Annotated in this window: 12 protein-coding genes; 5 read left to right on the top strand and 7 right to left on the bottom strand. The window is 38.4% G+C overall.

Annotated elements, in window-relative coordinates:
• Window positions 1-131: 131 nt before the first annotated feature.
• The 7 genes from serA to HRT55_RS11030 all read right to left on the bottom strand — a co-directional run bounded on the left by serA (window position 132) and on the right by HRT55_RS11030 (window position 8508).
• On the bottom strand, window positions 132-1385 hold the full coding sequence (gene serA, locus HRT55_RS11000; protein ID WP_291621191.1) for a phosphoglycerate dehydrogenase: 1254 nt from the start codon (window positions 1383-1385) through the stop codon (window positions 132-134).
• 177 nt (window positions 1386-1562) lie between these two features.
• Entirely contained in the window at window positions 1563-2219 is a 657-nt protein-coding gene (gene rpiA / locus HRT55_RS11005; RefSeq protein ID WP_291621193.1) for a ribose-5-phosphate isomerase RpiA, read from the bottom strand.
• A 207-nt stretch (window positions 2220-2426) separates the two neighbouring features.
• Window positions 2427-2831 (bottom strand): hypothetical protein, encoded by a 405-nt coding sequence (locus HRT55_RS11010; protein WP_291621195.1) that lies wholly within the window; start codon window positions 2829-2831, stop codon window positions 2427-2429.
• Between the two features lie 276 nt (window positions 2832-3107).
• Window positions 3108-3947, bottom strand: coding sequence for a 2,3,4,5-tetrahydropyridine-2,6-dicarboxylate N-succinyltransferase (gene dapD, locus HRT55_RS11015; protein ID WP_291621202.1), 840 nt, complete (start codon window positions 3945-3947; stop codon window positions 3108-3110).
• A gap of 56 nt (window positions 3948-4003) precedes the next feature.
• Entirely contained in the window at window positions 4004-6640 is a 2637-nt protein-coding gene (gene glnD, locus HRT55_RS11020) for a [protein-PII] uridylyltransferase (protein ID WP_291621204.1), read from the bottom strand.
• 81 nt (window positions 6641-6721) lie between these two features.
• Window positions 6722-7510, bottom strand: coding sequence for a type I methionyl aminopeptidase (gene map, locus HRT55_RS11025; protein WP_291621207.1), 789 nt, complete (start codon window positions 7508-7510; stop codon window positions 6722-6724).
• A 377-nt stretch (window positions 7511-7887) separates the two neighbouring features.
• On the bottom strand, window positions 7888-8508 hold the full coding sequence (locus HRT55_RS11030; protein ID WP_291611078.1) for a DsbA family protein: 621 nt from the start codon (window positions 8506-8508) through the stop codon (window positions 7888-7890).
• 406 nt (window positions 8509-8914) lie between these two features.
• Here HRT55_RS11030 and rpsB point away from each other — a divergent pair, with 406 nt between their 5' ends.
• The 5 genes from rpsB to uppS all read left to right on the top strand — a co-directional run bounded on the left by rpsB (window position 8915) and on the right by uppS (window position 13220).
• Window positions 8915-9643 carry a 30S ribosomal protein S2 gene (gene rpsB / locus HRT55_RS11035; protein ID WP_291621209.1) on the top strand — a complete coding sequence of 243 codons (729 nt, stop codon included), beginning with the start codon at window positions 8915-8917 and terminating at the stop codon, window positions 9641-9643.
• 135 nt (window positions 9644-9778) lie between these two features.
• Entirely contained in the window at window positions 9779-10630 is an 852-nt protein-coding gene (gene tsf, locus HRT55_RS11040) for a translation elongation factor Ts (RefSeq protein WP_291621211.1), read from the top strand.
• Window positions 10631-10891: 261 nt separating this feature from the next.
• Window positions 10892-11620 (top strand): UMP kinase, encoded by a 729-nt coding sequence (pyrH, locus tag HRT55_RS11045; RefSeq protein WP_019027068.1) that lies wholly within the window; start codon window positions 10892-10894, stop codon window positions 11618-11620.
• Between the two features lie 96 nt (window positions 11621-11716).
• Complete coding sequence (gene frr / locus HRT55_RS11050) at window positions 11717-12274, top strand: ribosome recycling factor (protein WP_291621213.1); 558 nt, start codon at window positions 11717-11719, stop codon at window positions 12272-12274.
• A 181-nt stretch (window positions 12275-12455) separates the two neighbouring features.
• Window positions 12456-13220, top strand: a complete 765-nt coding sequence (gene uppS, locus HRT55_RS11055) for a polyprenyl diphosphate synthase (RefSeq protein ID WP_367238742.1) — start codon at window positions 12456-12458, stop codon at window positions 13218-13220.
• The last annotated feature ends 57 nt before the right edge of the window (window positions 13221-13277 follow it).

Below are 13277 nucleotides of genomic sequence, written 5' to 3' on the forward strand. Positions count from 1 at the left end.
AATTTAACTTCTTTTAAGTAAGTCGTATCAGTAAAACTAAAAAGGGTCACTATTTACATAGTGACCCTTTTTCTATGTCATCAAAGTTTTAATTACAGTATTGAATTAATTAGTACTTTAAATGAAAACGGTTAGTGCAGTATTCTGGCGCGAATAGTGCCATCAATTTGTTTTAATTCTTTAAGTGCTTGTTTACTGTCTTGAGAATCAATATCGATAACAACATAACCAATCTTGTCATCTGTTTGTAAGTATTGTGCGGCAATATTAATATTGTGCTCTGCAAATGCTTGGTTGATTTTAGTCAACACACCAGGCTGGTTATGGTGAATATGTAATAAGCGACTTGTGCTTGTTTGACCAGGGATAGAGTGATCAGGTAAGGAAACCTCTGGGAAGTTAACTGCAGATAAACTTGAGCCATTATCTGAATACTTAGCCAGCTTGGTTGCTACCTCTAAACCGATATTTGCTTGTGCTTCTTTGGTGCTACCACCAATATGTGGTGTTAAGATAACATTATCAAAACCGCGTAAAGCCGAGATAAACTCATCATCATTACTCTTTGGCTCAACAGGGAATACATCAATAGCAGCCCCCGCTATTTTTTTACACTCTAAAGCTTGTGCCAAGGCATTGATATCAACCACAGTACCACGAGAAGCATTAATAAAAATCGCCCCATCTTTCATGGCTGAAAATTGTGCTTGCGCAATCATATTTTGAGTTTGTACTGTTTCAGGAACATGTAAACTAACCACGTCAGCTTCTGCAAGCAAGGCATTTAGCGTCGGAGATTGGCTGGCATTACCTAGTGGTAATTTCGTTTCGACGTCATAAAAGCGCACTCTCATACCTAAGGTTTCGGCTAAAATACCTAATTGCATGCCTATATGGCCGTAACCAATAATTCCGAGTACTTTACCACGCGCTTCTACTGAGCCAACAGCCGATTTAAACCATTCTCCGCGATGTGCTTTGGCACTTTTTTCAGGAATACCACGAAGTAATAATAGCGTTTCACCAATAACTAACTCAGCCACAGAACGAGTATTTGAAAAGGGCGCGTTAAAAACGGGAATGCCGCGATTTTGTGCCGCTTTTAAATCAACTTGGTTGGTGCCAATACAAAAACAACCAATAGCCACTAATTTGTTGGCGTGACTAAGTACTTTCTCGGTTAATTGTGTACGTGAACGGATACCAATAAAGTGCACATCGGCAATTTTCTCAATTAAATCACTTTCAGATAGCGAGGTTTTTAGCGATTCAATATTTGAATAGCCTTTTGATTTTAATTCTTCAAGAGAGCTTGGGTGCAAGCCTTCAAGTAATAAAATCTTAATTTTGTCTTTTGCTAATGAATTTTTGTTGGTAATGGTCATAAACTGGTTTCGCTTATCCTGAGTTAAAGGTCAATACACTTTTGTTTAGATGGCTAGATATCTAAAATAGAAGTTTAACATAGCATATAGTGTATAGACTCTAAAGAACTTATTAAGCATATTTAGGGATAAATATGCTGAATAGTGAATATTGTTTTAAAAAGGATAGAGGGGCGATTATTGGATTACTTTAATAACATCACTGCTGCCTAGTACTAGTATGTCAGCACCACGAAGTGCAAATAAACCATTAGTTACCACACCGACAATGGCATTAATTTGGCTTTCTAGCGCTTTTGGATCAAGGATTACTAGGTTATGAACATCAATAATAACGTTGCCATTGTCTGTTACCACACCTTGACGATAAACAGGATCACCACCTAGCTTAACCATTTCACGGGCAACATAGCTACGTGCCATAGGAATAACTTCAACAGGTAAAGGGAAGTTACCTAAGACTTTTACTTGTTTTGAATCATCGGCAATACAAATGAATTTTTTGGCTACCGCTGCAACGATTTTTTCACGAGTTAATGCGGCGCCGCCACCCTTGATCATCGCCATATGAGTAGTGATTTCATCAGCACCATCAACATAGACATCTAAGACATCAACACTGTTTAAATCAAATACTTCAATACCGTGCGCTTCTAGACGTTTAGTTGACTCTTGTGAGCTTGAAACAGCACCGGCGATTTTATTTTTCATGGTAGCAAGACCATCAATGAAAAAATTAACGGTTGAACCCGTACCAACGCCAACGATAGTATCGTTTTCAATAAATTCTAATGCCTTGATGGCGGCTGCGTTTTTCATTTCATCTTGAGTCATGTTATATGCCTTATTCGCAAAAATTTGCTATTAAAGTGAGCTTAAATGGCCTTTTGATGGCCTTAAAGAAGGCAATTATAACACTAAAGAATCTGATAGTTATACCGAGGAAAGCCTTTTAATACTGACTCATTCGACAAGCACTTTAATCATATGGATAAGTCTGTTGATGACAGGTTAATAGTTTTTTAGGATAGTTGAAAGTGACTATTTAGGCATGGCCGTCATGACTACTGCGTTTATATCTTGCTCAATAATATCAGCATAAATTGAGGTGTTTTGACTTAGCAATTTATCGCTATGTTTATCACCTTTTATATGAATACCTACTATTGTGCTATCAGGAAAATAATTTTTTTGGCGTTTGGCAAAAGCTAACATCATACGTTGGTCCTCAGGCATAGGTCTATTAAGCAAAGAGAGCATTAACTGATGATCTGAAGATAGTGCTTTTTTTATCGAGTCTTTATTATAGGCGCTAAAGTTACTGTGGCTAAAATTATTAGCATAGTAGTGGTTTTTTTGATTCGTAGGTTTAACTAATGTGGTATTGCTACAAGCTGTAAGGGCAATACCAAGATATAGCGCAAAAACGATTTTAAATACTTTCATAACAAACCTAATGACGACAGTTAAACTGCAATGACTGAATTACTATCAATAGGGCAAGGGTTATGCCAACGCGTCTTTTAGTAATAAAATATAATTTTTAGGTTTTTTAGTGTTATGAAAATACTAGTGTTATTTGAATAGTAGGAGTTTGGCTTGGTCAATAAAAAAAGCAGCTAAACTCGATGTTTTTACCACAACGAGTTTATCTGCTTTAGAAAGGAAAAAAGTGTCAATTTTTTAACACTTCTTAACAGCATTAATTGCTATGGGCAGATATTACTCTTCAGAGACTGAGCGAAGTAGCTCATTTATACCCACTTTGGCTAGCGTTTTAGCGTCAACTTTCTTGACAATAATAGCAGCATATAAGCTGTAGGTACCGCATGCTGATGGTAGGTTACCCGGAACAACAACAGAGCCAGCAGGAACGCGACCATAATGCACTTCACCTGTTTCTCTATCAAAAATACGGGTACTTTGGCCGATATAAACGCCCATAGAAATTACTGCGCCTTCTTCGACTATTACACCTTCTACGATTTCAGAGCGTGCGCCGATAAAGCAGTTATCTTCAATTATGGTCGGTCCAGCTTGTAGCGGCTCTAATACACCACCAATACCAACACCACCTGATAAATGTACGTTTTTACCTATTTGTGCACATGAGCCAACGGTAGCCCATGCATCGATCATACAACCTTCATCGACAAATGCGCCGATATTAACAAAGCTCGGCATTACCACAACGTTTTTACCAATGAAACTACCGGTACGAACACTCGCGCCAGGCACTATACGAACACCGTCGGCTTCAAACATAGCTTGAGTATAACCGTCATACTTCATTGGTACTTTATCGAAGAAAGTACTTTCTGCGCCATCAATGACTTGGTTATCCCAGATACGAAACGAAAGTAGCACCGCCTTTTTAAGCCATTGGTTTACCTGCCAGTCGCCATCTACTTTTTCGGCAACACGGGCACTACCGTTATTCAATGCGGCTAAAGCATCAAGCACGGCGTTTTTAATTTCACTTGAAACAGTTGCTGGTGTAATGCTAGCTCTTTCTTCAAACGCTTGTTCAATGACACTGGCTAAGTGTTTTAAGTTTGTCATTAGGGAATCCTATTGGTAATTTTTGTTTGTGTTATAAAATGTATATAAAATAAAGCTTAATTAATTTCTTGGGTTAATCGTATGGCTAAATCTTCTTGCTCTTCAGGCGTTAGCGCATCATCTTCTTTGGTTGATATAGTAAATACATCATCAGCTTTTTCACCAAAGGTGGTTATTTTAGCTGAATGGATATTAATCTGCTCTTTTTGAAATACTTGACCAATATTCGATAATAGACCCGGCCTATCTAGGGCTATTATTTCAATCATGGTACGATTTTTAACATGTATTTTTATAAAGTTAACGCGCAAGGGGACTTTAAATTGTTTGATATGCCGAGTAAGTTTAGGCTCTGGTAGGTCACAAACTCCCTCTTGGTTTAACTTATCAACTAAGGCTTGGCTAATCTCTTTGGTGTAGAAGCGTTCTCGTAACGGTTTATTACGGCTATCGAGTACGACAAAGGTGTTTACCGTAAAGCCAGTTTTCGTGGTAATTATTTTGGCATCATGAATAGATAGCTTTTTGGTATCTAAAAAGGAAACGGTATTAGCAAAAGTATTGTTTTTCTCTTTGGTGAAAATAAACACTTCAGTGCCACCTCGATAGGGTACCGAGCTTATTAGCACTAGCGGTTTTTCTCTATCGTGTTTAAGTATATTGTGACATTGTCTTGCTATTTGTTCAGGTGAGTAGCGCAAAAAATAATCTATTTTGAATTCACGCCATAAAGCTTTAATCGCTTGCTCATCAATATCGTATTCACTGAGTAAGGCTAATGCTTGCTGTTGATTTTCTCGAATCTTAGAACGTATTTCTACTGGTTTTTCCAAGCCATGACGAAAAGCACTTAAGGTATTAAAGTAGAGCTCTTCCAACAAGTTTGCTTTCCAGTTATTCCAAAGGCTTTCGTTGGTGCCACGCATGTCGGCAACGGTTAAGCAATAGAGGTAGTTTAAGTGCGCTTCATCACGGACAATTTCTCCGAAAGTGCGAATGACATTTTCATCGCTGATATCACGGCGTTGAGCGGTAACTGACATTAATAAATGATGCTCCACTAACCAAGCCACCATATTACTATCGTGTTTACTCATTTGGTGGGACAAGCAGAAATTCAACGCATCGACAGCACCTAATTTAGCGTGATTGCCACCACGGCCTTTACCAATATCATGAAAGAATCCGGCCAGGTAAAGTACTTCTGGTTTACGTATTTTTTGCGTTATTTTACTACACAGTGGGAATTTATGATTATGCTCTTTTTGACTGAATTGATGTAAGTTTTTAACTACTCGGTAGCTATGTTCATCCACTGAATAGGCATGGAACAGATCGAATTGCATCTGACCAACGATATTGCGCCACAAGGGTAAATAAGAGGCAATAATACTGTGTTTGTGCATTAAGGTTAACGCTAACCCTAAACCGCGCGGGTGACGAATAATGGCCATAAACATACGACGACATTCAGCATAATCTACTAAGCCTGAAATTAGGCGCCGGCGGGCATTACGCATTAACCTTATAGTGTGGGAATGTATGCCTTTAATACTGGGCTCTTGGGCAATAATTAAAAACATTTCAATCATTTTTACTGGTCGCATAAAAATGCGGTCATTACGAGTATTAATTAAGGTATCAACTAATTCAAAATCTTGATTAATAATACTAACGCTACTCTGCTCAGGCTTTTTGATAATAGCCTGTTCAAAGTGCTGTAATAGCATGGTATTTAATTCAGTTACTCGGGCAATAATTCGAAAAAATCGCTTCATCATGCGTTCAACGGGAGCTTTACCTTCATCACCAAAGCCCATCATTCGGGCAACATCAGCTTGGTGATCAAATAACAGCCGATTTTCATTACGACCTGCAACAAAGTGCAGGGCAAAACGCATACGCCAAAGATAATCTTGTGACTCTAATAATTCGAAAAATTCATTGGGGTAGAGGTAGTTATGTTCAACCAGCTCTTCAAAGGAGTCGGCACAAAAATGTCGTTTTGCCACCCAAGCAATGGTTTGAATATCACGTAAACCACCGGGGTTAGCTTTTAAGTTGGGCTCAAGTGTATAGGCAGCACCACGGTACTGCTGGTGTCTATTTTCTTGCTCTTTACACTTGGCGATAAAGAACTTCTCTGAGGTCCAAAAAACATCTTCATGCAATAATGGCATTAGCTGCTGAGTAAGCGTTTCATTACCGCTAACTTGTCGCATTTCCATTAAGTTAGTGGCAACAGTGACATCTTTTACCGCTTGCTTTAAGCATTCTTTAATAGAGCGAACACTGTGGCCAATATCCAGTTTTATATCCCAAAGTTGGGTAATGAAACTGGATATTTTTTCTTCCAGTTCTAAATCAATTTCTTCTTGGGTTAATAATAAAATATCAACGTCAGATTGCGGGTGTAGCTCCCCTCGACCATAGCCACCAACAGCGACTAAACTGATTTGAAACTCATCAAGGTGATGCTGACACCAGAGCTTTTTCAAAATGGCATCGACAAACAGTGCACGCGCTGATAATAAGTCACTAATATCATTATCGATAAAAACGTCTTTTAACCATTCATCAAAAGTTTGGCTTAATAAGCATATATCGCGGGTAGACAAAAAGTCAGCACTGATAGCTAAGTTTTCAATAAATTGTTCTGGCACTTTAAATGCTGATACTGGGTGACTGGTCAAGAGCTTACCTTTTATCTATGCGGATTAATCTGTTCGGCCTAAGTTATAGCTACTACCTTTTGGGCACTAATGCTTTAGGTCTTAGTTGTGTAATATGCGAGCAATGGTTTCATCTTTACGTAAGGTTAAAATTTCACAACCTGTTTTGGTCACCACTATGGTGTGCTCCCATTGTGCAGATCTTTTACCGTCAGCGGTGAAAACAGTCCAATTATCAGTTTTATCTAAAATGGTGTTAGCACGGCCTAAGTTAACCATGGGCTCGATAGTAAAACACATACCAACTTCCATCTTAGTTTTATCATTGTTTTTATAGTGGACAATTTGTGGCTCTTCATGAAAGTCTTTACCTATGCCGTGACCACAATAATCTTTGACGATAGAATATCGACCAGATTTTTTAATGAATTTTTGAATGGTTGTGCCAATTTCGCCAAATATGGTGCCTGGTTTTACTTTTTTTAAGGCGAGGTATAAAGACTCTTGAGTAATGCGACAGAGACGATTATCTTCAGGGGAGCCTTCACCGACGATAAACATTTTACTGGTATCGCCATGATAGCCATCTTTTATTACGGTAATATCAATATTAATAATATCGCCATCGGCTAGCACAGTATCATCAGGAATGCCGTGGCAAACGACATGGTTTACTGACGTACAAATCGATTTAGGAAATTCATGGTAATTGAGCGGCGCTGAAATGGCATTTTGCACTTTTTCAGTAAACTCAGCACAAAGGCTATTTAACTCATCTGTGCTAACACCTGCCTTTACATGCGGTGCTATCATCTCTAAAACATCAGCGGCTAATTGCCCGGCAATACGCATTTTGGCGATTTCTTCTTGGCTTTTTATGGTGATGGCCATCTTGTTCTATCTCTTTAAGTTTGCGCTAGCGGCATTGTTGCTGGCGACTATGCTTTTAATTGTTTGTCATTTCATCATGATAGATGAGTAACTTGCTCTTAATACCAATCGGACTAGTTAATTGTTTACTTAGCGAAAATTAAAAGGCTTAGAGGCAAGGCATTGATTGAAGTGAATGGTTACTCCCTTCTCAAAATCAATAACGGCGCATGTAAGCCTTTTAAATTCGCCCTTTGGGAACTCGTTAGTAAACTGATAACGTCACAAAATGAATGAAATATAGAATAACTATGTTTAACACACTTTGTTTGTTCTAAGCTCGCTAACGTAGTTCTAAGTTGGTCAATTAACTAATCCGTTTGGTATAAGATAGCAAGTTAACTGTGTTTGTTTAACTCTAATTTGACCGCGTCAATAAATGCGTCAGGATCTTGTAAGTATAAATTATGATTAAGCAAGATTAACTCATCATTTATAGCCAGTAATAAGGCGGGTATTGCTTGCGTTGCTATAATTTCTTGTAGTGCATAGATCTCATGTACTTGCGCTTCAGCATCATTAGTCAATTTCGTTTTATTAAAAACTTTAGCCGGTACCGATAGCTTGAACTCTTCGACTATGTTACTTAAATCTGTTTGCTCACTCAGAGGGTTACCGGCACCAAAATGTGCAGCTTGCAGCGCATTTAATAACATTAATGCCTGTTGGGAGGTTTTATTTGTCGCCCACGTCATTAAATTGGCACATAGGGTAGAGTCTTTGCCTTGCGATAATGCCTTCATATATTCAGGCGAAAAACTAACCGATGATAGCTCTTTAACTTGAACTATTTGCTGTTTAGTGATTGCACTTTCACCGTCAGCATCAGAAAAATAGGCACAATGCCATAAATTAAGGGCTACTTGAGGTAACGATTGATTTACCGCATTAACTAAAGGAGTTGCTGCATAACTCCACGGACAGTGACTGTCATAAATAAAAAATAATTCTGCTGACATTGTTTACTCTACAAAAATGAATGTTTGGGTGAAAAATAGGGTCTCAGGTGATTTTAACTCGCCTTGCCTGAATATCCCACTATAAATCCTCCTTTAGTGATAAATCATTTTTCTCTCGCTAAAAAAACTGATTTATGGTATAAAGTGCGGCGCTAAATTTTTAGTTGAATCATTTTTGTTTTTGTCTTGTACATTAGTTGAATGGCTTGGCTTGGTTTGGTGACAATTTAAATCGACTATTTGAGTAAGATACTTTATTAAGTTTTTTGCTCGGTAAGTCATTATTATAAACTCACATACATCTATTAAAGGTATACCGGGGTGCCCAGTTTTTGGCTATAAAGTCAAAGCGAAGAGGTCGTGTATATTGGGTGTATGAACGCTTAACCCCATAAAGGAAAAGACAATGTCAAACGTTTCAATGCGCGATATGCTTAAAGCTGGTGTTCACTTCGGTCACAAAACTCGTTACTGGAATCCAAAAATGAAGCCATTCATTTTCGGTTCACGCGATAAAGTTCATATCATCAACCTTGAGCAAACAGTTCCTATGTTCAATGAAGCACTTGCTTTTGTAAGCAATGTTTCATCGAAAAAAGGTAAAGTGTTATTTGTTGGTACTAAACGTGCTGCAAGTGATGCTATCAAAGACGCTGCGATCAAATCTGACCAATTCTTCGTTAACCATCGCTGGTTAGGTGGTATGTTGACTAACTGGAAAACAGTTCGTCAATCAATCAAACGTTTAAAAGATTTAGAAGCTCAAAGCACTGACGGTACTTTTGAAGCTTTAACTAAAAAAGAAGCGTTAATGCGTACTCGTGAAATGGAAAAGCTTGATAAAAGTTTAGGTGGCATTAAAAACATGGGTGGTTTACCTGACGTTTTATTTATCATTGATGCTGATCACGAGCACATTGCTATTAAAGAAGCAAACAACCTTGGTATCAAAATAATTTCTGTTGTTGATACTAACTCTAACCCAGATGGTATTGATTATATCGTACCGGGTAACGATGATGCTATTCGTGCAGTAAGTTTATACTGTAACGCTGTTGCTGACGCTGTAATCAGTGGTCGCGAGCAAAACATCGTTGTACAAGCTGAAAAAGACGGTTTTGTTGAAGCTGAATAATTTCAGTTTGTAACACGTTTTATTTTGCTATTGCCACAAAAGCTTGCTTTTGTGGCAACTTATTTAATATTTATTCCCAAGGCTAGCTTATTATTAGCGGCGCTACGGGGGTAACTGAAAATCGAGGAAATACCTATGACAGTTACAGCTGCTATGGTTAAAGAATTACGTCAACGCACAGCTGCGGGCATGATGGATTGTAAAAAAGCGTTAGTAGAAGCTGAAGGCGACATGGAACTTGCGATTGAAAATATGCGTAAGAACGGTCAAGCAAAAGCCGCTAAAAAAGCAGGTAATATCGCTGCTGAAGGCGCGATTATCATTAAAGTATCAGGAAACACAGCTGCAATAGTTGAAGTTAACTGTCAGACTGATTTCGTTGCAATGGATGATAACTTTTTAGGTTTTGCCAATGCTGTAGCTGATGCTGCACTTAGCGCTAAAGTGACTATCGAAGAGTTACAAGCACAATTTGAAGAAAAACGCATTGCGTTAGTGACTAAAATTGGTGAAAACATCAATGTACGTCGTGTTGAATATGTAGAAGGTGTTAACTTAGCTTCTTATTCTCACGGTGCTAAAATTGGTGTAGTTGTTGCGGGTGAAGGTGATGTAGAAGCACTTAAGCATATTGCTATGCACGTTGCAGCAAGTAAGCCTGAGTACTTAACTCCTGATGATGTTCCAGCTGATGTTGTTGCCAATGAAAAGCGCATTCAAATCGAAATGGCGATGAACGAAGGCAAGCCTGCAGAAATCGCTGAAAAAATGGTTACCGGCCGTATGCGTAAGTTCACTGGTGAAGTTTCTTTATCAGGCCAAGCATTTATCATGGAACCTAAGAAAACTGTTGGTGAAGTGTTAAAAGAAAAAGGCGTAACTGTTTCTGCATTCGTTCGTATGGAAGTTGGCGAAGGTATTGAGAAAAAATCAGAAGATTTTGCTGCTGAAGTTGAAGCACAACTAGCTGCCGCTGCTAAAGCATAATTTCATTTCTTTGATGTGTTAGTTTTATAGCTAAGCGCGTTAAATAAATCTAATTACTAAAAAACGTCTACCTAGGTAGGCGTTTTTTTATGGCTGATTTTAATGTTTAGCCTGAAAACAGGTTATTTACACAAAAAAAAAGAGTTTTTTCAGTTTAGACTTTCGTGAGTGCGCTAAACGTATTAAAATAGCCGCGGTCTTTTGACCTCGGCTTTTATCGGCTTAAATTTTATTACCTAACTGCTACAGGAATCTTTCCCTATGACAACCAATCCGAAGCCTGCTTATCGAAGAATATTATTAAAACTCAGTGGTGAAGCACTGATGGGGGATGAGGGTTTTGGTATTGATCCTAAAGTACTTGACCGTATGGCTCTAGAGATCAAAGAATTGGTAGAGATGGGTATCCAAGTAGGGCTAGTTATTGGTGGCGGTAATTTGTTCCGTGGTGCTGGGTTAGCAGAAGCGGGCATGAACCGCGTTGTTGGTGACCAAATGGGAATGCTTGCTACGGTAATGAATGGCTTAGCTATGCGTGATGCCTTACATCGTGCTTTTGTTAATACCCGCTTAATGTCTGCCATTGATTTAGCGGGTGTCTGTGAACGTTATAACTGGGCCAATGCTATCAGTTTATTAAAGTCTGGTCGTGTGGTTATCTTTTCTGCAGGTACGGGGAATCCATTCTTCACCACAGATTCAGCAGCTTGTTTACGTGGTATTGAAATTGAAGCGGATGTAGTATTAAAAGCGACTAAAGTTGATGGTATTTACTCTGCAGACCCAGTGACAAACCCAAATGCTGAGCTTTATAGTGAGCTTAGTTATGATGAAGTACTTGATAAAGAATTAAAAGTAATGGACTTAGCAGCCTTTACTTTAGCGCGAGATCACAATATGCCGATTCGCGTATTTAACATGAATAAACCGGGTGCGTTGAAATCTGTCATCATGGGCGGTAGCGAAGGCACTATAATTACACATAAGTAACTTTTTGAAATTCAAGTCAAAAATAAGTGCTAATAAGCTCAAGTAAAATAGATTACTGGCTTAAAGTTAACTTGATAATATTTAGGGAAAATAATCGTGATAGATGAAATAATTGAAGATGCTCAAGAACGTATGGGCAAAAGTATTGATGCTTTAAAAACTAGCTTGAATAAAATAAGAACAGGCCGCGCACATGCCTCTTTATTAGATAATATCGTCGTTGAATACTATGGTATGGACACGCCATTGAATCAGGTCGGTAATATCACTGTTCCAGATGCACGTAATCTTTCTATTACCGTTTTCGATAAAGGTATGATTAGTGCGGTTGAAAAAGCCATTATGAAATCTGATTTAGGTTTAAATCCACAATCAAATGGCACCTTAATACGTATTCCATTACCACCGCTTACCGAAGAGCGTCGTAAAGACTTAGTTAAAGTGGTCCGTGGCGAAGCAGAAGGCGGTAAAGTAGCGATTCGTAATATTCGCCGTGATGCTAACTCAGATTTTAAAAGCTTGTTAAAAGACAAAGACATCAGTGAAGATGAGCATCATCAAGCTGAAGATTCAATTCAGAAAAGTACTGATACTTTTGTGAAGCAAGTTGATGAAATATTAGTGAAAAAAGAAGCCGAATTAATGGAAATATAGTTCCTCTATTTAAAACGCCAGCTCGCTGTAAATTAGCTAACTGGCGTTTTTGTTTAATAGCGACTTATAAGTTTATTCTGTCTTAACTAGTTTACTTTAACTAATTGGCTTTGAATAAGTAGTGACTTAAATGATTAATGGAAAATTGTTAAGTGAGTAATTTTCAAGTGGGTAATTTGTAGTGGACAATAGCGAAGCTTTAGCGGAACAAGCTGAAAATAAAAACACTCCTCAACATGTTGCTATCATCATGGATGGTAATGGTCGTTGGGCTCAACTGCAAGGTAAAGGGCGCGTTTCTGGTCATAGAGCCGGTGTTGAATCAGTGCGAGCTGTGGTCGCTAGTGCACGAAAGTCTAATGTTAAAGCGTTAACACTCTTTGCCTTTAGTAGTGAAAATTGGCAGCGACCGGAAAAGGAAGTCAGTGTACTGATGGACTTGTTTATGTATGTGTTAACTAAAGAAGTTAAACGTTTACATAAACATAATATTCGCTTTCAAGTGATAGGTGATTTGAGTCGTTTTTCTGACAAATTACAGAGAAATATTGCTAAATCAGAGCAACTTACGTCAGAAAATACTGGCTTAGTATTATCTGTGGCAGCAAATTATGGCGGTCGTTGGGATATTGCCCAAGCGGCTAAAAAACTCGCCAGTGACGTTCAACAGGGCACAATGACCCTAGATGACATTAATGAACAGACCCTCAATGCGCAAACTTGTCTAGCGGATCTACCCGCTTTAGATTTGTTGATCCGCACCGGTGGTGACTATCGCATTAGCAATTTCTTATTATGGCAAGCAGCTTATGCAGAGCTATATTTCACCGATATATTATGGCCAGATTTTAATGAAGCTCAATTTGAACAGGCGATAAACTGCTTTGATCAGCGAGAACGTCGTTTTGGCAAAACCGGTGAACAAGCAAAAAACGAACAAGTATAAATAATAACAGCAAGCCGAAAATCTTACACGTAGAGCTTGCCGGACTTAATAAAGTCT

The sequence above is a fragment of the Colwellia sp. genome (genome assembly GCF_013214175.1).
Classification (GTDB): domain Bacteria; phylum Pseudomonadota; class Gammaproteobacteria; order Enterobacterales; family Alteromonadaceae; genus Colwellia.

Excerpts from the sequence above, each read along its gene's own strand:
- serA (WP_291621191.1), bottom strand. The coding sequence starts at position 1,385 with ATGACCATTACCAACAAAAATTCATTAGCAAAAGACAAAATTAAGATT.
- rpiA (WP_291621193.1), bottom strand. The coding sequence starts at position 2,219 with ATGACTCAAGATGAAATGAAAAACGCAGCCGCCATCAAGGCATTAGAA.
- HRT55_RS11010 (WP_291621195.1), bottom strand. The coding sequence starts at position 2,831 with ATGAAAGTATTTAAAATCGTTTTTGCGCTATATCTTGGTATTGCCCTT.
- dapD (WP_291621202.1), bottom strand. The coding sequence starts at position 3,947 with ATGACAAACTTAAAACACTTAGCCAGTGTCATTGAACAAGCGTTTGAA.
- map (WP_291621207.1), bottom strand. The coding sequence starts at position 7,510 with ATGGCCATCACCATAAAAAGCCAAGAAGAAATCGCCAAAATGCGTATT.
- HRT55_RS11030 (WP_291611078.1), bottom strand. The coding sequence starts at position 8,508 with ATGTCAGCAGAATTATTTTTTATTTATGACAGTCACTGTCCGTGGAGT.
- rpsB (WP_291621209.1), top strand. The coding sequence starts at position 8,915 with ATGTCAAACGTTTCAATGCGCGATATGCTTAAAGCTGGTGTTCACTTC.
- tsf (WP_291621211.1), top strand. The coding sequence starts at position 9,779 with ATGACAGTTACAGCTGCTATGGTTAAAGAATTACGTCAACGCACAGCT.
- pyrH (WP_019027068.1), top strand. The coding sequence starts at position 10,892 with ATGACAACCAATCCGAAGCCTGCTTATCGAAGAATATTATTAAAACTC.